General features: G+C 61.3%; 21 protein-coding genes. 6 read left to right on the top strand and 15 right to left on the bottom strand.

The features are described 5' to 3' along the window. The 13 genes from MRS60_RS05530 to MRS60_RS05470 all read right to left on the bottom strand — a co-directional run bounded on the left by MRS60_RS05530 (nt 1) and on the right by MRS60_RS05470 (nt 13,031). Nucleotides 1-996: a major capsid protein gene (locus tag MRS60_RS05530; RefSeq protein ID WP_243565337.1), complete on the bottom strand. Its 996-nt coding sequence runs from the start codon at nt 994-996 to the stop codon at nt 1-3. A gap of 73 nt (nt 997-1,069) precedes the next feature. Further along, entirely contained in the window at nt 1,070-1,414 is a 345-nt protein-coding gene (locus tag MRS60_RS05525) for a head decoration protein (protein ID WP_122474053.1), read from the bottom strand. A gap of 30 nt (nt 1,415-1,444) precedes the next feature. Continuing rightward, nucleotides 1,445-2,518: a head maturation protease, ClpP-related gene (locus MRS60_RS05520; protein ID WP_243565336.1), complete on the bottom strand. Its 1,074-nt coding sequence runs from the start codon at nt 2,516-2,518 to the stop codon at nt 1,445-1,447. Next, nucleotides 2,515-4,008, bottom strand: coding sequence for a phage portal protein (locus tag MRS60_RS05515; RefSeq protein ID WP_243565335.1), 1,494 nt, complete (start codon nt 4,006-4,008; stop codon nt 2,515-2,517). Before MRS60_RS05515 ends, MRS60_RS05520 begins: the two co-directional genes overlap by 4 nt. Continuing rightward, a complete protein-coding gene (locus tag MRS60_RS05510) occupies nt 4,005-4,211 on the bottom strand; it encodes a phage head-tail joining protein (protein WP_243565334.1) in 207 nt (68 codons plus the stop codon). The genes MRS60_RS05515 and MRS60_RS05510 overlap by 4 nt, the downstream gene beginning before the upstream one ends. A gap of 13 nt (nt 4,212-4,224) precedes the next feature. Next, the gene (locus tag MRS60_RS05505) at nt 4,225-6,267 is read right to left on the bottom strand and encodes a phage terminase large subunit family protein (RefSeq protein WP_347814842.1); all 2,043 of its coding nucleotides are present in this window, start codon (nt 6,265-6,267) and stop codon (nt 4,225-4,227) included. After that, a complete protein-coding gene (locus MRS60_RS05500; RefSeq protein WP_243565333.1) occupies nt 6,212-6,742 on the bottom strand; it encodes a MarR family transcriptional regulator in 531 nt (176 codons plus the stop codon). The genes MRS60_RS05505 and MRS60_RS05500 overlap by 56 nt, the downstream gene beginning before the upstream one ends. Before the next feature lie 90 nt (nt 6,743-6,832). Beyond that, nucleotides 6,833-7,027 (bottom strand): hypothetical protein, encoded by a 195-nt coding sequence (locus MRS60_RS05495; protein ID WP_059554247.1) that lies wholly within the window; start codon nt 7,025-7,027, stop codon nt 6,833-6,835. A gap of 149 nt (nt 7,028-7,176) precedes the next feature. Next, the gene (locus MRS60_RS05490; RefSeq protein WP_243565332.1) at nt 7,177-8,052 is read right to left on the bottom strand and encodes a hypothetical protein; all 876 of its coding nucleotides are present in this window, start codon (nt 8,050-8,052) and stop codon (nt 7,177-7,179) included. Nucleotides 8,053-8,356: 304 nt separating this feature from the next. Then, nucleotides 8,357-9,130, bottom strand: coding sequence for a hypothetical protein (locus tag MRS60_RS05485; RefSeq protein WP_243565331.1), 774 nt, complete (start codon nt 9,128-9,130; stop codon nt 8,357-8,359). Nucleotides 9,131-9,350: 220 nt separating this feature from the next. Further along, nucleotides 9,351-11,858 carry a VapE domain-containing protein gene (locus MRS60_RS05480; protein WP_243565330.1) on the bottom strand — a complete coding sequence of 836 codons (2,508 nt, stop codon included), beginning with the start codon at nt 11,856-11,858 and terminating at the stop codon, nt 9,351-9,353. A 260-nt stretch (nt 11,859-12,118) separates the two neighbouring features. Next, the gene (locus MRS60_RS05475; RefSeq protein WP_243565601.1) at nt 12,119-12,502 is read right to left on the bottom strand and encodes a hypothetical protein; all 384 of its coding nucleotides are present in this window, start codon (nt 12,500-12,502) and stop codon (nt 12,119-12,121) included. Then, nucleotides 12,489-13,031: a phage regulatory CII family protein gene (locus MRS60_RS05470; RefSeq protein WP_243565600.1), complete on the bottom strand. Its 543-nt coding sequence runs from the start codon at nt 13,029-13,031 to the stop codon at nt 12,489-12,491. Before MRS60_RS05470 ends, MRS60_RS05475 begins: the two co-directional genes overlap by 14 nt. Before the next feature lie 388 nt (nt 13,032-13,419). Between MRS60_RS05470 and MRS60_RS05465 the strand changes: the two genes are divergently transcribed. From MRS60_RS05465 to MRS60_RS05440, 6 genes are all read left to right on the top strand, one after another. Next, the gene (locus MRS60_RS05465; protein WP_059511133.1) at nt 13,420-13,848 is read left to right on the top strand and encodes an XRE family transcriptional regulator; all 429 of its coding nucleotides are present in this window, start codon (nt 13,420-13,422) and stop codon (nt 13,846-13,848) included. Between the two features lie 456 nt (nt 13,849-14,304). Next, on the top strand, nt 14,305-14,523 hold the full coding sequence (locus MRS60_RS05460; protein WP_243565329.1) for a hypothetical protein: 219 nt from the start codon (nt 14,305-14,307) through the stop codon (nt 14,521-14,523). Nucleotides 14,524-14,573: 50 nt separating this feature from the next. Next, complete coding sequence (locus tag MRS60_RS05455) at nt 14,574-14,936, top strand: beta-hexosaminidase (protein ID WP_243565328.1); 363 nt, start codon at nt 14,574-14,576, stop codon at nt 14,934-14,936. Next, on the top strand, nt 14,936-16,381 hold the full coding sequence (locus MRS60_RS05450) for a ParB/RepB/Spo0J family partition protein (RefSeq protein ID WP_243565327.1): 1,446 nt from the start codon (nt 14,936-14,938) through the stop codon (nt 16,379-16,381). Before MRS60_RS05455 ends, MRS60_RS05450 begins: the two co-directional genes overlap by 1 nt. Continuing rightward, nucleotides 16,378-16,851: a hypothetical protein gene (locus MRS60_RS05445; protein ID WP_243565326.1), complete on the top strand. Its 474-nt coding sequence runs from the start codon at nt 16,378-16,380 to the stop codon at nt 16,849-16,851. The genes MRS60_RS05450 and MRS60_RS05445 overlap by 4 nt, the downstream gene beginning before the upstream one ends. Then, complete coding sequence (locus MRS60_RS05440) at nt 16,848-17,195, top strand: helix-turn-helix domain-containing protein (RefSeq protein WP_243565325.1); 348 nt, start codon at nt 16,848-16,850, stop codon at nt 17,193-17,195. Before MRS60_RS05445 ends, MRS60_RS05440 begins: the two co-directional genes overlap by 4 nt. A 189-nt stretch (nt 17,196-17,384) precedes the next feature. Here MRS60_RS05440 and MRS60_RS05435 read toward each other — a convergent pair whose 3' ends face one another. Then, entirely contained in the window at nt 17,385-18,515 is a 1,131-nt protein-coding gene (locus MRS60_RS05435) for a hypothetical protein (RefSeq protein ID WP_243565324.1), read from the bottom strand. 62 nt (nt 18,516-18,577) lie between these two features. Next, nucleotides 18,578-19,774 (bottom strand): site-specific integrase, encoded by a 1,197-nt coding sequence (locus tag MRS60_RS05430; RefSeq protein ID WP_243565323.1) that lies wholly within the window; start codon nt 19,772-19,774, stop codon nt 18,578-18,580. Nucleotides 19,775-19,828: the final 54 nt, after the last annotated feature.

Here is a 19,828-nt window from a genome sequence, read left to right as displayed (position 1 = left end):
TCAAGCCTTCAGCTTGATCAGCGCTTTCGGGCGCGTGCACAGGTGGATCGGGTTCGACTGCGCCTCGATCTCGACGCCCTTGCCGAACTCCATCAGCTCCTGCTTCGCGTAGTACGGAATCCCGGTCGTATTCACCGCCTCGACGTAGTCGGCCGGTGCGAAACGCGTGATGAACAGGTCCGGCACACCTTCGGGAATCGCGTGCGCCTCGTCGTCCGCCACGTAACCGACATCGCCGACGCGACCGCGATAGCGCTCGAACGTGCAACCGCCGAAGTCGAACGCGTCGCGCGCATCGCCGCGCAGCGACGCCGCCATCGCGGTCGCAAGGTACGTCTCCTTCACGGTCTTCGCGACGATCAGTTTGTTCCAGAACGCCCGGCCGCAGAGCACACGCACGCCCGTGTACGTCGTCGCGCCCAGCGCATCTTCGATCGCGTCTTGCACCTCAACGCACTTCACGCGGATCTCGGTGTCGGCCTTGCCCAGCTCGAACGGGATCACCGTCTGCTCGATGCCGAAGTACTGCAGCAGGTCGATCAGCACCGTCTTGCCGTCCGCGTCGAGCACCGCGCCCTTGATCGCGCCGATACGATGGAATTCGTGCGTCGCGTCGAGCTGGCGGCGCATCTTCGCGAGCCGGCGATTCACGACGGTCTGCAGCGCCTCCAGCTCGGTCTCGGAACCGAACGCGCGCAGATTCTGGATCTCGTCCGCCTTGATCACCGCACGCTGCGGCAGGTGCACCGTATTGAACGGGATCATCTTGCGCTTGCTACCGGCGACGACGGCAGCCGGCGACCCGCGCTCGCCAGCCGCGACGAGGGCGAGCGTGTCGCCGTCGCGCTCGATCTGGATCGTCGTCGTCGTGATGCCGTCCTCTTCGAACAGGCCGAGTGTGCCAATCCGGCCGGGAACATACGGCTGATCGTTGATTGCAGCACTCAGGGATGCGAGCGAGAACGCATCGTCTTGAAACAGGGCGATATCCGCCATACAACCTCCGACATGAAAATGGGTACAAAAAAGGCCACGCGGTCTGCGTGGCCTTGAATGGGGTGTGTTGTGATCAGCGGACGATCACGTGTCGCTCGGCGAGATCCCCGCGACCCGCTGCATCGAGTCCCGTGAGCAGCCCGCCAGCGACTTCGGCGAGCCGGACGACACCCGTCGCCGGTCGCGGCGCTTCGGACGCCGCCAGCGGCGCGTAGAGCACGGCTGCTGCGACTTCGGAACCGTCGTTTGCGGCGTTGTCGTACGGCGCGTATTCGCCGGTACTCGTCACGCCGAGAACCTGCCCGGCTGGCAGGGCAGCGCCTGCCTTCACGATAATCCGCTCGCGCGAGATCTGCCCGTTACCCTCCGACACGAGAAATTCGGCCGGGAGATTTGCCTGTACCTTCCAGTTCGACATGAGTTTTCCCCTCCTCGGGTTGCGTCAAAGTTACTTGCCGCTCTTGCGAGCCGCGTAGATGGACGCCGCACGCGGCGCATTCGGGACCACGGGCGCGTCTTGCGACGCAACCGGGGCAGCACGATGGTTGATCGGCTTCTGCGAGGCGGTCATGCGCTCGAACAGCCGCGCACGCACCTGATCCGGCGACAGGCCGTCCGAGACAAAACCGGCCGTCAGCTCGGTCAGGCTCGCGGCCAGACAGATACCGGCGATGTCCTGCGCGTTGCGGATCGCCGCGTCGACGGTCGCGCGATCCCGCAGGCCGGTCGCCAGCACGATGCCTTCGGCGCAGTGCTCGATCCGTGCGTCGCGGCATGCCGCGTACACATGCGACGCCAGCGCCGTAACGTCCGGCACTACCGGCTGCGGCTGCGACTGCGGCAACGGATCGGCCGGCGGATTAACCGGCGGCGTCTCGCCGTCGCCCTCCAGAGCGGCCATGATCTCGGCCGGTACCGACGTGAAGCGTGCCGCGTGCCGGGCTGCGCCCGCGTATGCGGCAATGCGGACTGGATCGACAATCGCGTCGCAGAACCCTTGCTCCTTCGCTTGCGCGGCCGTGAGCCAAGTCTCGGCATCCATGATCGCGCGGACCTCGTCTTCGCTCCGGCCACTGCGCTCGACGTAGGCCGCCAACATGCTGTCAGACGTACTGTCCAGCAGATCCGCAAGCCTACGTAGATCTCCGGCCTCGCCGGCCGCGAACGTATGCGGGTTGTGGATCATCAACCTAGCGTTCGACGGCATCTCGATCGTGTCGCATGCCATCAGGATCAGCGACGCTGCCGACGCAGCCACGCCGTCGACGCGCCCCGTCACCTTGCCGGCGTACCGCCGCACCGCGTTGTAAATCGCGAATGCGTCGAACACGTCGCCACCCAGCGAGTTGATCGCGACGACGATCGATGTCGCCGTTGTTGCTGCCTCATCGAGCTTCGACGCAAACAGCTCCGCGTCGGTGCCCCAGAATCCGATCTCGCCATAGATCCGGATCTCGACCACATTCCTACCGTCCGCGTTCGCTTGCGCGCGGATGTCCCACCACCGCTTCTTCCCTTTCATTCGCCATCCCCATTAGAAAGATCGCCCGCCCCGTCGACCGGATCGAGCGTGTCATATCGAATCCCGAGCCGGCGCTCGCGCGCGAGATCGTCGGCGTTCTCCTGATCGACCTGCTCCGGATCATCACCACGCGAGAGCACTGCACCTGTCCGGCTCGCCAGCCCGGAGCGAATCTCCATCCGCTTTGCCGTGACGTCCTGCACGGGGTGGATATACGGCCAACCTTGCGGCACCCATCGGACGCGCAGATAGTCGCGACGGCGTCGGTAGTAATCCGCCATCGGCATCGCGCCTGATAGTGCACAGGCATCGACCCACCAGCGCCAGACCTTCCGACAAAACTGATGAATGAACACGTTCCACTGGAACTGCTCGATCGACCGCCGGAACTCGTTCAAGATCACCCGCAGCACGCGATCGCTCACGTCGCGCAGATCGCCGGTCATGACTTCGTACGGCATGCCGACCGAAGCCGCAGCAGCCATCAGTTGCTGACGCATGAACGGCCCATAGTCGGTCCCCGCGCCCGGCGGCTCGGCGAACTTGACGTCCTCGCCCGGCGCCAGCTCCTGCATGCTTCCCGGTTCGAGCGAAACGACCGGCGAAAAGCCGTCGACGTCGTACTCCATCGCCGCGCCCGTGACTGGATCGCCCATCAGGCCCGGCTCGGCAGGCGGCTTCGTGATGAATCCGGCAAAGAGGTTGCTGACCTCCTGTCGGAACAGCACGGCGTCGTCGAAGTTGTCCAGCGACTTGAGCCGCAGCAGCACGGTCGACAGTTCGGGAACGCCGCGCACCTGGCCGGGCCGCAGCGCGAGAAACACGTGCGCGATCTCGTCGGCCGGCACGCGAACCGTCTGCATGTTGGACGTCGATGCACGCCCGTACTCGCCGGGATGACGCTGCAGCAGGTGATACGCAACGCGTCGACCGTCCGCATTGAACTCGACTCCGTTGACGATTTCGCCTCCGCCGGGAACGATCTCGTTCTTCTCCATCGGCAGCAGATCGCCTTCGAGAAGCCGGATCTGCATCGGGACCGCCAAACCTTCGCTCGGACTGCGGAACTGGCGACGCACCAGTACCTCGCCGTCACTGAAAAACGCCCGTGCGGCAAGCGTCTGCACGCCCGCCATGTCGAACAGCTCGTCCGCGTCGATCTCCTCGCAGCTATCCTCCCAAAGTTGCTTTTGCATCTTTCGCACCGCAGCGTTCGGATGCTTCGGGTGCGCTTGAATACCGTTCCCGATCGTGTTCGATACGAGTCTCGCAATCGCCGTTTTCGCCCACGGATCGTTGCGGATCGCGTCGCGAGCGCGCGAGCGCAGCAGCGGCAGGTTTTGCGCCGCCGCCGCGTTCGGCCCCGAGCTCGACGCACGCCACGACTTCGCCCGTGCGCCGGTCGTGCTCGCCGACTCATATGCCGCCGCCTTAAGCCGCGTCGGCACCACGAATCCGCGCCGCGCGAGTGACGGAAAGCCCCCCTTCATCGCACCCCCTTACCGGCGTGGCGGATCCGGACGATCGACGAACGCCCGGCCGCGCCGTTCAGGTCGCGAATGATCTCAGTGCGTGCCTCGCGCAGTTCGCCGATCGAGCGATATTTCACGCGCCGGTCGGCATACTGGACTTCCAGCTCGCCCTTCGCGATTGCAGACTGGACGTTCTGCAGATCCTGTTTTGTGTATGCCATGCCATTCCCTCGTTTAGCGCCGCTTCAGGTACGTCGAGCGACCAACACGACGCCCCTGAATGCGCGAAACCCCGCTCGGGGGCGGGGTTTCGGTGGGTTTTGCTACTTGCGGCGACGGCCGCGGCGTCTCGATAATCTCGGGCACGTCCGGCGGACCGGGCAGCACCTCGCCCGGCAGCGCCGACGGCAATGCCTCCAGCACCGGAACCGCATCGAACAGCGACACCTGCGACGCGCGATGCTGTTCCACCTGCCAGTGCGCCTCGGTCATCAGGTGCACTTTCACGCTGCGGGCCGCGTGCAGCGCGTAGCCTTCGCAGTCCAGCGCCTCGTTGCGTGGGCTGATCTTCTTCCACACGCGCTTACCGCCACGTGGCCCCGGCACCTTGACCTCTGCCGTGAGCTGCGACAGGTAGTCGCTGCGCACGCCGCTATACCAGTGCATCCGGCCCGGCCCGTCGCCTTCGAGCTTCAGCCGGTTTTCGAGGATCAGATCCTTCGCGCGGCTGACGCCGACCATATACGGCCGCAGCCCGTACTTCGCCGCCTTGCTGTTGTTGCGCGTCGAGTCGATCGACGCCTTCGGTACGCTGAAGATCTCCGCATCAACGTTGCTGCTGCCCTTGACGGCCATGACGTTGTAACCGGCGTGCTGCGCAGCGCGCACATACTTGTAGACCGCGTCCGACGTAGCGCCGTCTGACGAGTCGATCGACGTTGCGCGTACACGCAGCAGCCAGCCGTTCTCATGCCGGTATGCGTGCGACAACAGCATCGTCAACGCGCCCCATACACCGCCTGTCATCGGGTTTTGCTGTTGCTCCGTCACATTGCCGTAGATCTCGCCCCATGCGACGAGCCAGCTTTCCTCGCCGCGCCCCCATGCACGCACGACGATCGCGAGCCGGTCGTGCTGCACGTCGACGCCAAGCGTCAACACGAGACCTCCGAGTGGCACGGTCAGCTCCGCGTACGGCAGCGCACGTTGCGCGAGCACGTCCAGCTCGGGCAGATCGGTCTTGTACTTGTACGCCCGGCCCTGCGAGTTGTTCACGAACGAACGCATCTTCGTATCGTCGCCCTCGCGCAGCGCCTTGTCGGCCGTCAGCCACTTCTTGACCAGCTCGGCCATGTTCGAGCCGGGGAACGGCGACACCAGCTCGTTGATACGGAAGCCGGCAACGCCGTGAAACGGTGCCGTCGCAACCCATCGCCCGCGACGGACAGCGCGAATACGCGTCGCGTCGTCCCACAACGAGCCGCAATGCGGGCAGGTGTAGCGGGCCGTCTCCGGTTGTGCGCGGCCGTAGACCTCATGTACGACTTCGGCGCCCTCGCTCCACGTGACGTTTTCCCACGCCAGCTCATGTTCCTCGTCACAATCAGGACACGGCACCAGATACACGCGCTGGTCCGATGCCGCGTAAGCCTGCTGGATGCGGGACAGGCCGTCGATGGTCGGCGTGCCGCCCAAAATCATCTTGCGTCGCCGGGCCGAATAGCTCTTGTTCCGTTCCTCCAGCAGCGTGATCGAATCGCCCTGCTCGCGCACGTTCGTGTTCGCGTCGTCCGGCTCCTCGACCGCAACGACCGGAGCCGGCGTCGACTTCACTTCGTCCGGTGCGTTCGACGTGATGAACTTCAGGAAACCGCGCGCGAACGTTTTGTGGTCCCACAAGTTGTTTTTGTCGCGGGCCGCGTGAACCGGCAATTTCGCCGACAGGCGAGGCGTCACCTCGACCATCGGCTCGAACTTCTCCAGGTTGAATTTCTTCGCCGTCTTCTCTTTCGGGAACATGACGATCATCGGGCACGGGTCAACGTCGATCCGCTTGCCGATGTAGTTCAGCAGCACGCCGTCTGTCCACGCGACCTGCGCCGACTTCATGCACACGATCTTCTGCACGGTCGGATCGTCCAGCGCTTCGTGCATGCCGAACACCCACGGCGTGATGTTCGGGTTATACCGGCCGGGGCTGGCCGATCCTTTCGCGCTCAACCTACGATGTTTGCGTGCCCAATCCGTCGTCCCAATCCGCTCCGGCGGACGCAGCATCTTCGCGATCCGGCGAATCACCGCGTGGACTGTCTGGGTCGTATTCAGAAAGCTGCTCAAGGCATCCATATATGTGCTCATTCAACCATTCGACGTCGACCTCGACGCCGTATAGCGTGCGCAGCTCCTGCACCAGCTTGTCGGACAGCGACAGCAACTCCGTTTGAAATGCGCCGACCATCAGGCCGTACGCCTGTTCGAGCTGCGCCGCGTTGACGAGCTGCCCCTTCTTCTCGGCCAGCGTCAACAGCTTGATCTCGCGATCGACGCGCTCCGTCATCGCACGCTCGGCGACGAGATCGATTCCGGTCTCGCTGGAGCGGCCGGCCGCGACCTCGCGCAAATGCCGGATGTACGCGACGCGGATCTCGTCGATCGACGCCACGCGGTAATCGAGCTGGACCTTGTCGACGAACCGCGAAACGGCCGACTGGTCGAGGTCGAGATGGTCAGCGATCTGCTGCTGAGTCGGCATGAATATGACCCCCTATGGAGACTCGCCAGTAGAGAAAAAACGCGGGTGCGAGCCCCCGCGTGTGGCGATGCCCTGAGGGTCCCCGCCTGCTCAAAAAATAGGCAGGCCCGCACCGATCGCGACATCGGCGGTCACGCCGTCGCCTGCGCGGTCCATCGCCCACACGACGCGGTCCATCGCGTCGTCAAACACGAAGCACCGCGCGGTAACGCGCCCCATGCTTCGATCTTCATCCCACGTCGACCAGACCTCGCTCGGCCCGGCGCTCGTCGACTCGATTCGCATTTCAGCGTCCCAATGCAAAAAGCCCCGAGGGCTTACGCACTCAGGGCTTCAAATTCACTTCGTTTGGATAACTCGCCGCGAGACTATACGAGTGCCTCACACTGGTCTTTCGCGAAAGGCTTGTATATCTAACGTCGGATGCCAGAAAGTCAGATATCAAATGCCTTTCCGATGACATAGCGGTCATCATTCACCAACTCAGGCAACGCTTCAACAAGCTCCTGCAACGGCATCAGATACACCGTTCCGTCTTTCGTCCGACCGTACGCCAGCACATTGCCAAACAAAACTTCCTCTTCATCTGGCTCTTCCGTATCCAGGGGCTCTCGCTGAAAATCAGGATAACCCCTAGCAGTTCCGAGTAGCCTCACGTACTGGCCGAAGTTTGAGAGCACCACATCATCAGCCAGATGCAATGCGAGGTCTTTATGGACAGTGCCCAGCGGTTCAGATTTGATCTTCGACATGGAGACCCATCCCCCCCAGTATCGACAGCCATTTAACCGAGTGAATTTGTGATCAGCCGGATAGACGAACAGGTGCGGAGCGACCTCCGTCATGCCATCCAATCCATATTGGTACCCCCGAAGCAGCGCACGAAGCGCACTTTCCGCACGCCAGAAAACGCCGTCCTTCACGCTTTCAGACGCATCCTCCAGCACTTCTTTTTCCCAACGGAGCAACGCCGTCGAGTGAGCCGGGATAGTTTTGCACGCGTCTAGCTTTGATGTCAGGTCGGCCAATCTGGGGTGGTTCCGACCATAGACTCGCCTCGCGACAGACAACGCCCTAGATTTGCTGAGACTTGGATACTTGCCGAACTCGGAGGCGCGATACTCTTTCCTCCCTTTCAGCTCCAAGATCCACCACGATGCGTCGGTCGCAAAAAATGCATCGCCGTACTCAAATGTTCCATCTATAGGAAAAACGGCGCGTGCAAAGTCGACATACTTCCTCACAAACTCCCATTCGACGTGCTTCTCCCACCACTTGATACGTCCGCTTGCATCAGTGCTTCCCGTCATATTGATCTCGTCAAGAACGTGTGGAGATCAGATACTACGCAAATTCACCTGCTGTTCGTAGAGCGCGTCAAGCAAAAAGCCCCGAGGGCTTTCGCACTCAGGGCTTCGATATTCATTTCGTAAGGGCGAACGCCCTCCCAACAGGTCCCGGCAGACAGTTATCGTTGTTGGTCACGGCGCTCCCGCGATTCAGTACGCCTGTCGGGCGAAGGTTGCGACACGAGTATGCGGTCGCTCATTTATCCAGTGACGCGGTAAAGGATGTGCAGAGTTTAAGCGATCCGCTCTTGAAATGGAATACGTTTCATCCTCGCAATTGTCGACGCAATGTGTCGTACACCGATCCATCTACCGTATCCAACAGCGCGAGCATGTCGTGAAAGCGCCACGACCAGTTCTTCCGATACTCGTCGAGCGATACGCCGAGCGCGTGCGCCCGGCCAGCATCGTCGACCTGCCGCTTGCCGGAACCAGAACAGTCGGGGCAAATGTGCCGGCCCTTCGCATCCGAAACCGGCGACGCAGCGATCCGCCCCATCCCGCCGCAGTCGTCGCATGGTTCGTATTCCCGAAAGACCAGCGGCCCGTTACGCCCTTCGAAGAACGGGATACGTTCCTCCGATACACACACCTTGCCGCTGCCCCCGCATACATCACACGCGTGCGTTGACGTCGTGACGGCACGCGCGCGACGCACGACGCCACGCCCTTCGCACTCGACACATCGATCGTTCACCCACTCGTCCAGCAATCGCAGCGCGAAGCGCTCGATGATGTCGACCTTCGAACGCTCGACAGCGTGCCCGGCACGTTGATCGCGGCGCTCGTCGCGCGACAGACCCGTGAACCGCGCACGCTTGAATCGGCCCGACGTCCGGATCATCTGCGCCAACAGCAGCGTTGCACGTCGCACCATCGCAGGCGTCGGCAACGGCCCGGCCTTGATTCGGGCCAGCAAGCTCCCGAGATCGTTCGCAAAGGCGAGCGCGCCCAAAGTAACTTTAGGATCGGCAATCGGGTCGGTGAACTGACCACGAACGCTCATCGCAACGCCCACCCGCTCTTTCAAATCGATCATCACTCTCTCCTAATCGTCCTAATGTCTCAATGTCCCAAGGGAAAAGGCTTGCAGGGGTGCGCGCCCGCGACATGCGACATGCGCCGCTCACGTCGCGCATGTCGCGCCCCTGCACCCGCGCCCGAGACCGCGCCTTGGGACGTTGGGACATGGGACGTCCTCAGCGCGCCAAGATGGGCCGAGTGGCGCGCTTACCGTGCAGGCACAGCGCGCCACTCGATTACAGCGGACTGTCGTCATCACCGGCTGCGACCAGTTCGCGCTCCGCTTCTGGCTCTTGCTCTTCCTTGACGTAGTACCAACCGCGCGACCCGGTCGACTCGCGCTTGCGCACCCACCCGAGCGACTTCAACGCCTTGCCGATGCGGCGCTGCTCTGCCAGCGTCCATTTCGATGTATCGAGCTTCAGGATGTCCGCGAGGATCTCTTCCATCGTCGTGCGTGACACGAATTCCAGGGCCTTGGCGATCTTGTCCTCGTACACGTCGCCTTCGTAGCGTTCCGCCTGCTCGATCTCGAACAGCGGGCGCTCATGTTCTTCTACGTGCCACACGACGCCCGAGCGATACAGGTGCACGGCTTCCGCCCAGAGCTGATCGCGAACGGCCACAATGCCGTCGATATCGACCAACCCGCCGACACGCAGCGGCCAGTAACGCCGGTTGCCCGACTCGTCTTTCAGGTACGTGTCGAAGTTGACCGAGCCAGCGAACACGCACTGACGCGGGACGTCGGTCGCCCGCTTGCCGTAGAAGTTGCGGAACCGGTCGACGGCCGTCGCGAAGAAGCTCTTCACCGCCGACGAGTCGGCCTTGTTCAACGAGTCCAGCTCGGCCAGCTCGATCACCCACTTGCCGGCCAGCACCGCGTACGTGTCTTTGTTGCCGATCTGGATCGGCGTATCGGTGAACCAAGGTGCGCCGGCCAGCACCTTCAGCGCCGTCGATTTACGGTGCCCCTGCTTGCCTTCGAGGATCAGGACGTTGTCGACCTTGCAGCCCGGCTCCATCACGCGTGCGACGGCCGCGATCATCCACTTCATGAACGCGAGCCGCACATACTCGCTGTCGGCCACACGTAGGTATGTCGACGGCATCGCGCGCACACGCGGCACGCCGTCCCATGTCAGCCCTTCGAGGTATTCGCGCACGTCATGGAAGTGCGTTGCGTCCGCCACCAGCAGGACCGCGTTCATCACGACATCAGTGCGCGTATCAAGGCCGTACCGTTGGGACAACCAGAGAACGGTCCGCTGGTCGTCCATGTCGGTCCATTCGCCCGTCACACCTTGCGGGAACGGCGGTGCTTTGCGCTTCATCACGCGACCACCGAAGTCGTCCTGCTCGATGACGCCCTGCCATGCCTTGTGGTTCGACAGGATCAGGTGCACGTTACCAAGCGTCGGCAGCAGCCGGCCCTTGTCCGAACGCGCGAGATCCTGCTCCCATGTGTGCGCGCCGTTCTCTGCCTCGCGGCCATCCCATTCCGGCTGTTTCGCGGCAGCGGATGTCGCGGCGGATTTCGTCGGCGTGTCGTCCGCGGTCGACACTGCAACCGTCGCCCGCCGGATCTCTTCGTTCGCTGGCGCGATGACGCGCAGAATTGCCGCCAGCACTTGCGCTTCGACTGCCTCGACGCCCTCTTCGACGTGCAGGTCGTTGAAATCGGTCAGCTTGCGCTCGCCGCGCTTGGCGAATGCCGGATAGGCGACGCTGACGTCGGCGACCGTCGCTGCCGCCTCGTACGCACGCTTCAGGCCCGTGTTCTCGAACCGCTTACGGCGCAACGGCATCACGTCGTTTCCGTAGCTGACCTCGACATACGGCACGCCATTGTCGTCACGACGGCGTGACGCGGCGACCATGTACCACGTGTTCTTCGCCTCGATCCGTACCGGGTCGGCACCAAACAGCAGTTCACCCCGGAAAGCGAATTCGTCGGCGAGCCAGTCGCGCATGCGCTGCTCGATCTTCCAGTCGTCGTCGGCGCAGACCAACACGTGCACATCCGGATACGTCGCACGCAGGTAGCGCACGGCCGGGAGGATGCCGCCCGCGTCGAAGCAGACATTGACTGCGAACGCCTCGTCGATCGCCATGCGGATCGAACGCGCGGTCGCGTAGCCTTCGGCGACCAGCACGATCTGATCGTCTGCGCCGACCACGCCGAGCAGATACGACGCGCCCTTCTTTTCCATGCCCTTATTGAAGCGCTTCGCGCCGTCCGGTGTGATCTTCTGCAGGCCGACGAGGCGAGCGTCGTCGCCGTACTGATACATCGGCACGAATATCGTGCCGTCCGCGTCGAAACGTACGCCTTCGGCCGTGATGCGCTTGCGTTCAAGATAGGTGGACTCGCCATGCTCTGCCGCGCGGTTCCACTGATCTCGCGCGCGGTTCGCGGCGAGCTTCGCCTGACGCGCATCGCGCTCGGCCTGCTCACGGTCGGCGGCTTCCTGCCGACGACGCGTCTCCGCGAGCACTTCCTCGCTCATCGGTGCGCCGCTCCACTCGAATCGCTCGGTGCCCGGATCGTCGCCCGAGAAATGGCCGAACGTGCCGCCATAGCCGATTACCGCGCCCTTGCTGATGACTTCGCGAAGCTGATACCAGTATTTCTTGCGCGGCCCGTACCGGTGATGTTTGCCGTCCGCGATCGGATGCCCGGCGGGCAGGTCGGGATGACCCGCACCACGCAATTGCTGAATAATCTGGTCCAGTGTCGCCATACAAAAATTCCCTCGATCAAAGTTACTTTGGCCGCATGTCGCGGCCAGATCACAATTCGTTGAGTTGCGCGCTGTTAGCTCGCACGCCGAGCCGCCTCCAGCTCGACGAGACGGCGGTCGCGCTCAACCTTGTGAGCAAAGCTTCGCCACGCTGCACGTCCTGCCGCATAACACTGACGTCCGCTCGACGAGCGGCTGTACTGCGATGCGCCGCGTCGCAATGCGCTACTGATTCCGTTCACGTTCACAGGGGTCTCCGGTTATTTGCCGCGCAGTCGACGCCATTCCGCCGACATGAGATCGTCGAACGCGGCAACGTCCAGCGCGCAGAGGCGATCGGTAAGCTGGTCGCGGAACGCGTGACGTTCCGCCTTGGTTGCGAGCGCGGCGCATGCGCGCGCAGCTCGCTCGATGAACAAGCGCACGCGCCCATTTGCGTTCGCCTCCGCAAGAATCGGAGCAAGGCGATCGGGGAACGTGGCGAGCAGTTCGGACAGCAAGCGCCCCGCTTCGGCGGGGGCATACTCGAATCGGGATGCGAGCGTCGTGACAGCGCACGCCAATTGCTGCTCGGTTGAGCAACAGAGGCCGATCTGTTCACGCTCGGGCCGGCAGCACCCCATGCCGGGCTTAAACCGCTCCATGACGACGACGGCGACGTGCGGCAAGGTTGCGAGCAGCATGGATCAAGCGCTGGAACAGACGCTGGCCCTTGCGGCCAGTCGCGATGATCTTCTCCGCATCGTGGTCGTCGATCCGCTGATCCGCCAGCGCGCGTGTCACGTCGTCAGCCACAAGACCGACATGCGCCTGCAGGTGCAGGGCCGTCGAAACGAGACGCAGCGTGCCGGGTTCGCTGACGTCGTCAGCGGCGTGGTCGTCGACGTGCTCGGCCACCAAACCGAATCGCGAATTCAGTGCATGCAGCGCGTCGAGCGCGTACGCCTCGCCCTCTGCCTTTTCCTGCATCCACTCGATCAGCAACTCGAACATTTCCATCGACAAGCGACTGTCGCCAACACCACGCAAGCGAAGGCGAAGCGATTCCGGCGTGATGTTCTTACCGCGCCGGATCGTGAGGTGGTTCGCCGCGTCGGCGACGCCGCCGGGCGTGTTGCGAACGGACGTATAGAGGACGTCCAGCCATTCGGTACTGTCGTATCGGCAGGTCATAGCGGGAGATTGGTAGAGAGTGACTTTCATCCTGTCGCGCGCACGGGGTCGCAACTAAGATTCAGCTCACGAGGTGCGCAACTACGGCTGTCGCGCGTCGATGGGGGTTGACAACGACTTGTCGTGCTCGTCCAGAGAAGCAAACAGGTCAGGACGCGCGAGCTTCAAGAACAACAGACGCGCTCGCGGAATGCCGTTTCGACGCCATTCGGACACGGACGGCATCCGGACTTCGCACAGTTGGGCAGTGGCGGCCGTTCCGCCGAATGCATCGATCACGGCACACGCGTACGGGTCTCGATTCAGGAGCGTATTCATGCCGCCATGTTAGGCGCTCCTTACACTAAAAGCAAGGCATTCCTTACGCTCATTCAGTTAGGCTTTCCTAATGACGACACTAGCCGAACGCCTGGAACAGGCAATGAAGTTGCCGCCTGAGAAAAAGGCTGCAGATCTGGCGCGAGCGTGCCGAGTGCGAGCGCCCTCGGTCAGCGACTGGTTAAGCGGGAAAACAAAAAAGATGGAGGGCGCGAACTTGCTGCTCGCGGCCGAATTCCTGAACGTCGATCCGTGGTGGCTCGCCACTGGCGAAGGTCAGATGGTGCGCCGAGCCAATGCGCCCGCCCCACAGAGACAGGAGATGCTCGGCACGCATGCTCAAGCGCTAGTTGATGCACTCGCCAAAGCAGACAAGCTTGGATTGCCGTCGACCGCATTTATCGCGCTGCTCGAAACCCTCAAGGTATTTGAAGATCTACGCGGACAGCAGTCCGGTGACCTTCTCGATCTGAATGCACCTGACCCCCAAGAGGGGTAAGGTTCCAGTCGAATACAGCAGCTCTGCGGTGCGTTCCGACGCACCCCGAACGTATCCCGCGCCCTCTGATGGGGCCACCCAGAATCTCAACATCCCAGTCGAAGTCATCGCTGCCATGCGGGCCGATGATCCGTACCAGCATGCCGATACGCGACCGGTTTCGGCATCGACTGACGATCGCCACATCGCCCGGTTTGCAGCGCAATTCCCCTGTTGACATATCCCCGCAACAACCTCCCCTCGGCAATATTTTCCCCTAAACACTGTATAAACATACAGTATTTGGTCGGAAGAATACAACACCTTTCACCAAGGTTCACCGCATTCTCCCGGGACCACTCGCGAACAAAGGGCAACGCTACGAAAAAATAGTTAGGCACTCCTATTGCATGACGATAAAGGAATGCCTAACATTCGGCTTCATCGCTGCCGCTTGTGCAGCCTTCGGAGAAGCTCATGAAAATGCTCGACCATCAGTCCACCGACCGCCACGAATGGCTTCGTGAGGAAAGCACGCCCCGCATCACGCCGTCCGAACCCGCCCGCCAAAGCAACTTTGAAAAATCGAAGATCTTCCGCTGGACGATCGTCGCCGCCCTGCTGTTTGTCGTCGTGAACGTGTTTCAGGACGATCCCGTCGTCGCTCCGACGACTGCCTACCATGTCACCGTCTAAATCGCCCCGACATTGCCGGGGCGAGCGGCCCCGGCGTCATGGAGACCGTCATGCCGCGCATTAAAGTCAAAGCCGAACCTCTCTTCGATGTTGAACGTCGAGACACCCTCTCACTTCACACCATCACGCGATACGACCGGAACGCACGTCGTCCGTCGACCCCGATTCTGATCGGCAAGTACGTAGTCGGACGCCGCCCACTGCCGGACAGCGTGCATACAGAGTATTTGATCCTCGACGGCACTGAGATTGCCCGCAGACAGATCTCAATTCCGGACGAAGGCAACTGCGCCGACGCAATCAAACGCCTGCGCGACGCCAAGCGCGCAGCAGGTGTCGAGGCGTCGAACGCGATCGATAAAGCGAAGAAGCGTGGCAAGACGCGGACGGCGACCCCGCAGGAGGTTGTGTAATGGACGACCGCACGCAACAGCTCGACCTGACCACCCCGATCCCGACCGGCAACATCAAGGCAGCAGCCGCAGCGGCCGGCGCAACGTCAGCGGACTTGTGGATGGTCCCGTACGAACAGCTTCACTACGACCCGTCCGACAACATCCGACCGGTCGATTCCGCATGGGTGACGCACCTCACTGCACTCATGATGGAGAACGGGTACGACAAGGGCTCACCGCTCCATTGCTACGCGCGAAAGGTCGAGGGCAAGGACCTGCTGTACGTGTACAAGGGGCAGCACCGCTACCTCGCGGCCGGCAAGGCAATCGAAGCAGGCAAGGACATCGGCAAGATCCCAGTCGTCGTCCGTGACGCCAAGACGGTCAACCGTGCCGAAATGGTGATCGACGGCTACCTCAGCAACAATGGCAAACCGTCGTCGCCGCTTGATCTGGCCGCTGCAGTCGCAGAGCTGCGCGACGTTCACGGCATGACGCTTGCGGCCATCTGCAAGCGCCTGAATGTCACCGATCAAACGATCCGCGACGTCGGCCTGCTTGAACGCGCACCGGCTGAACTGCACCAGCTCGTCCGGACGGGCCAATGTACCGGCACACTGGCGATCGAACAGATCCGCCAGCACGGCGGCGACAAGGCACTCGAACGCATCGTCGTCGGGTTGTCCAAAGCGGCAGAAGCCGGCAAGTCGAAGGTGACGAAGAAGTATCTCGAACCCACGCCCCCGCTCGATGCGCTACTGGCCCTGGCATCGTCGGGCAAGCACACAACGACCGAAGCGGCTACCGCAGACGCCGAACCTCACTCCGCATCGCCGGCCGCGGACGACACTGTCGAGGCGCAGGGACCGGCACCGACAATGCCGCCTCAAAGCGCTCCAGCGAAGATTAGCGACGCGCGCGCAAAGCAACTTTTGCAGGCGCTGCAATCGGTCCTGCACGACCCCGCCTTCGACCAGCTCTCGCCGGGAACGATGCATGCCGTACACGCGGGCCTGCACGGTATCGCCCACCTGTTCGTCGGCGGCGTTGGGCCGACACCAACTGAACATCCGATCCACGTCCCGAACAAACACGGCGTTTTCGATTCCTGCGAGACGATAAAGTCCCCGGCAAGCAAGCGCACTCGTAAAACTCCGGCCGCAATCCATCTCGCTCATGTTGAACCGGGAGTATGGATCTCCTCCTTCACCTTGGAGGTGGGCTCGAGCGGCATGACCGGCTTGCCCTCACTGCGCAGCTTCACGGAAACGTATCCGACACGTGGGCAAGCGATCCGTGGCGCAGTGTCAGACATGACGCGCGTCATGCAGTCGTCCAGTTACGCGAAATCGAAGGAGGCACCGATTGTCCATGCGTGGCTCGACAAATTGTATGGAATGCCTGATCCCGAATGGACACCCGAGCTGGCAGCCAAGTATGCGGCCGCGAAGGAGGATTTGTGATGCCTCGCCCGGCCCTTTCTACCCCACGTCCGCTGCCGCGAAAGCGGGAACACGCGAAGAAGCGCCCGGCTATCGCGCTGGCAAGCGTCAACGGCACTTCGATGCAGTCGGACAACGACGGGCTGACGCCCGCAACAACGAAGAAGAAAGACGAAGCGCCGCTCGCGCGGCGCAAACCTATCCAGACGAACGATGACTTGGCGGATACCCGCCAAGGCACGCTCGCGCGGCTCGACGCCCTCCATCTCGAAATCCGAACTCTGGTCGTTAAGATCTCGCAGGCGGCCGACGTCGAGTTGCTAGACCTCATGGCGGATGAAGTCGGATCGTACGCCCGCCACAAAGCGGCGCAAGATGCGCGCACTTGGGCCGCGACTGCCGGCATCACACTTGAAACCGGCTTGATGCAACTCTGCCGCGCGTTGCCGGAATCAATGAATGGAGACCGAACCGTGCGAGGTATTGCGTGAGGACGTTCGATCTACAAGAATGCGCCGACTTCCTCAAGGTCGACCGCACCACGGCGATGAAGCTCGCGCAGCAAGGTGACATCGTCGGCGCTCGGATTGGGCGCGCATGGGTGTTTCTCGAAGACGATGTCGTCGCGTTCCTCCGCGAGCAGGCGCAACAGCAGACGCAGGAACGGCTCGAAGGTCGCATAAAGCCGAATCACACAGAAACGGATCGCCGCACGCACGCCGCGATCCAGCGTCAATTGCAGCAAGTGGCCGCCCGCAAGCCTGGCCGCACTGCCCGTGCATTGCCGCGCCTCCCAGATCCACCGCTCGATACAGCGGTTAAGCACGCCGCGTGACCCAACGGATGCCCGCCGAGCCGGCGGGCATCCGTGGATAAGCACGCGATTTACCCATAGTGGCTTGCGTGCGACCTGCTGCATGAGCCTAGCTACGTGGCCGTCACGCGGCGGGAAACGGCATCAAAACGGAACAGCCGCGATGAAATGCGGCGGCGCCCCGCGATCCGAATCTCGATTATCAGCCCCTCACATCGACAACCGGAACTGTTCAATCTTTTTTCCGATCACTTCTTCCGGTGCACGGCGATCCTCTTTAGCACTCAACATGGCGTCAATCTCGATGTCATCAAACACCAGTATCAGCTTCTTATGCACAAGCCACTGCTCCCGCAATGTATGCTTGCAACCAGAGGCATCCTCACCCGTTCTCGACACAATTACCCCAAATAGCCCGGCTCCATGTGGCTTAAGGTAATTTGCCACCTGCAAAACCGCTTCCTTTTTAATTTTCTTTCCGGAATTTTTTGCATCTACGACTAGATAATCGGCCATATATTTATCCCGCATAAATGACCAAAATCCAGCCTCCGAATAATTCGGCAAAATAAAATCTCGCCTATTTGTTTTTGTCCAATCGGAATGCTCAGATATTGGCTTACCCAACGCCGGGCAAAAAAGATGCTCAAGAATATCTCCGACGAGACTTTGATATACGTTCCAGTCCTTTATGCCGGGGGGACATGCTTTAAGCTCATCCCGCAAAGCACTTTCACGCGTCTTGACAGATCCTCGCCATGCTTTTGAAAGCAGGAGCGTTCTATAATATCCGTGAAAGGACGAGTTAATTTGATCAAAAAATGTCGACGAGAGATATTCAAGATCCCACAGCTCCACATCCGCATCCAGTAACTTCGCTTTTTCCCCATCATTGAGAGTTACAGGAATTGCCAAAACAAGGCGGCACTCTCCGTAGATTTCTTTATACCGCCTCAACTGAGCGATAGCATCCTCGATTACTCCGACAGCAAAATATCTAGATGATTTGCATTCGATCAGCAATCTTTCCGTCACTGCACCGTCTCTGCGAGTTGCTAGTATATCCGCACGATAGCGCACTCCCGTCCCAATCACCGACTCTTGCACCACGTCAGAATATCTTGGGGCCTCACGAAGCAGGTAAGCCAAAAACGCAACGAATTCTGCTTCAGTGGGAGGCAACCCCAATGTCATTTGACAGTTTTTGCACACAAATCCGAAATCGTTCGAGCGATCAATCCGATCTACACCAACCCGGAGTCTGCGTGCTGGCGACAAATGCACACGCACTAAATCGGTAATATCGCCACAAACCGGGCAAGCAGCGGCCTCTTGCTTCATCAATTTATGCTCCGTACCATCAATACTTCGACAAGTTAATGGGTGCACTTGACCATTACCAATTACCAAAGGCGTGTGGCTAGGTCGCTCCCGCGCAGATTTGCGTAGCGCATCAATACCTTCGGATCGCTGTGACCCGTGATCTTTGCGATCTGAATGTCGCTCAATGTAGTTCTCTCGTACAGTCGCGATGTAGCCTCATGCCGGAGATCATGGAAAACGAGATCCGGGCACCCGGCCGCATCGAAGATACGACCGAACTGGCCCGACAGTCGCACCGTAACGCGTTCAAGGACCTTCCGCCGGAGGGCAGGCAGATTGGTAGCCCGCATACTGGCCTCGATCTCACCGACCCACGGGAAGAGCCTGCCGTGCTCAAACGAGAACCCGCACATTTCCGAGTCTTGACCGGTAACTGCCGCGACGTATTGCTGAAACGCAGCAATCGCTACCGTTGTAAGCGGCACCGAGCGCTTGCTGCCGTTCTTTGTCCTTTCCAACGCGGCCGTTCGCCGACCTACATCAAACTGTACAACGTCCAGCGTGTACATCTCGCGCATCCGCATCGCAGACTCGATCGCCAACTCGAACAGAAACACCAGCGCCGGCCGGTACGGAAGCGCAAAAGCACGCTCCTTACCTTCGGGCTTTCCACCCGCCATGATCCGGCGGATCTCGGCCTCCTCTTCGGCGCTCAGCCGCCGATCACGATGCACGTCGTCCTTCGGCACGCGGTCCTGCGCCTCGACAGCCAATCGATCATCATCGGTGTATGTCGCGTAGCGCTTAGGTAGAAGGCGCAGCGGATTGACGGCAAGCATTGGACTGCCGGACTTCACAACCCAGTCGAAGCAGCGAGCGAGTGCCCCGACATTGTGGCGAATCGTCGACGGCGACAAATAGTGCTCGCGCTTCATAGCTGCCACCCACCGTTCTGCCCAATCGTAGTCCACGGTAGATAGAGCCTTAGATGGAAGCCGGCCGCCGAGCAATGTATTTAGTACCTGGACGTCGGAATCAGGCACCGACACGCGACGCAGATACTCTCGAACAGCGTCCAGCGTCGTCGCGATCGCTTCACGTTGCTCGACGACGTCCGCCGGCACGATGCCGGCATCCAGCAGTTGCTCCAGGCGGGCGACGTACGCATCGCCCTCTTCTTCGGACTGGAACGTAAGGGAAAGTGGCTTTGGGAGAAGCTTCGAACGTCGGATGATGTATTCCCACGTTCCGGAGGGTCGTAGTCGCTTGGTCGCCATACGCTGATGCGAACTAGCCTATACGGCCAAAGAGCCGACTTAGGCGTGGTTACG

The sequence above is a fragment of the Burkholderia pyrrocinia genome (assembly GCF_022809715.1).
Classification (GTDB): Bacteria; Pseudomonadota; Gammaproteobacteria; order Burkholderiales; family Burkholderiaceae; genus Burkholderia; species Burkholderia pyrrocinia_C.
Note: the sequence above shows the minus strand (reverse complement) of the source record. Positions and strands in the feature narration are given on the sequence as shown.

Bases quoted from the DNA above. Each gene is read 5' to 3' on its own strand.
- MRS60_RS05530 (WP_243565337.1), bottom strand. From the start codon at position 996: ATGGCGGATATCGCCCTGTTTCAAGACGATGCGTTCTCGCTCGCATCC.
- MRS60_RS05525 (WP_122474053.1), bottom strand. From the start codon at position 1,414: ATGTCGAACTGGAAGGTACAGGCAAATCTCCCGGCCGAATTTCTCGTG.
- MRS60_RS05520 (WP_243565336.1), bottom strand. From the start codon at position 2,518: ATGAAAGGGAAGAAGCGGTGGTGGGACATCCGCGCGCAAGCGAACGCG.
- MRS60_RS05515 (WP_243565335.1), bottom strand. From the start codon at position 4,008: ATGAAGGGGGGCTTTCCGTCACTCGCGCGGCGCGGATTCGTGGTGCCG.
- MRS60_RS05510 (WP_243565334.1), bottom strand. From the start codon at position 4,211: ATGGCATACACAAAACAGGATCTGCAGAACGTCCAGTCTGCAATCGCG.
- MRS60_RS05505 (WP_347814842.1), bottom strand. From the start codon at position 6,267: ATGCTGCGTCCGCCGGAGCGGATTGGGACGACGGATTGGGCACGCAAA.
- MRS60_RS05500 (WP_243565333.1), bottom strand. From the start codon at position 6,742: ATGCCGACTCAGCAGCAGATCGCTGACCATCTCGACCTCGACCAGTCG.
- MRS60_RS05495 (WP_059554247.1), bottom strand. From the start codon at position 7,027: ATGCGAATCGAGTCGACGAGCGCCGGGCCGAGCGAGGTCTGGTCGACG.
- MRS60_RS05490 (WP_243565332.1), bottom strand. From the start codon at position 8,052: ATGACGGGAAGCACTGATGCAAGCGGACGTATCAAGTGGTGGGAGAAG.
- MRS60_RS05485 (WP_243565331.1), bottom strand. From the start codon at position 9,130: ATGATCGATTTGAAAGAGCGGGTGGGCGTTGCGATGAGCGTTCGTGGT.
- MRS60_RS05480 (WP_243565330.1), bottom strand. From the start codon at position 11,858: ATGGCGACACTGGACCAGATTATTCAGCAATTGCGTGGTGCGGGTCAT.
- MRS60_RS05475 (WP_243565601.1), bottom strand. From the start codon at position 12,502: ATGGAGCGGTTTAAGCCCGGCATGGGGTGCTGCCGGCCCGAGCGTGAA.
- MRS60_RS05470 (WP_243565600.1), bottom strand. From the start codon at position 13,031: ATGACCTGCCGATACGACAGTACCGAATGGCTGGACGTCCTCTATACG.
- MRS60_RS05465 (WP_059511133.1), top strand. From the start codon at position 13,420: ATGACGACACTAGCCGAACGCCTGGAACAGGCAATGAAGTTGCCGCCT.
- MRS60_RS05460 (WP_243565329.1), top strand. From the start codon at position 14,305: ATGAAAATGCTCGACCATCAGTCCACCGACCGCCACGAATGGCTTCGT.
- MRS60_RS05455 (WP_243565328.1), top strand. From the start codon at position 14,574: ATGCCGCGCATTAAAGTCAAAGCCGAACCTCTCTTCGATGTTGAACGT.
- MRS60_RS05450 (WP_243565327.1), top strand. From the start codon at position 14,936: ATGGACGACCGCACGCAACAGCTCGACCTGACCACCCCGATCCCGACC.
- MRS60_RS05435 (WP_243565324.1), bottom strand. From the start codon at position 18,515: ATGAAGCAAGAGGCCGCTGCTTGCCCGGTTTGTGGCGATATTACCGAT.
- MRS60_RS05430 (WP_243565323.1), bottom strand. From the start codon at position 19,774: ATGGCGACCAAGCGACTACGACCCTCCGGAACGTGGGAATACATCATC.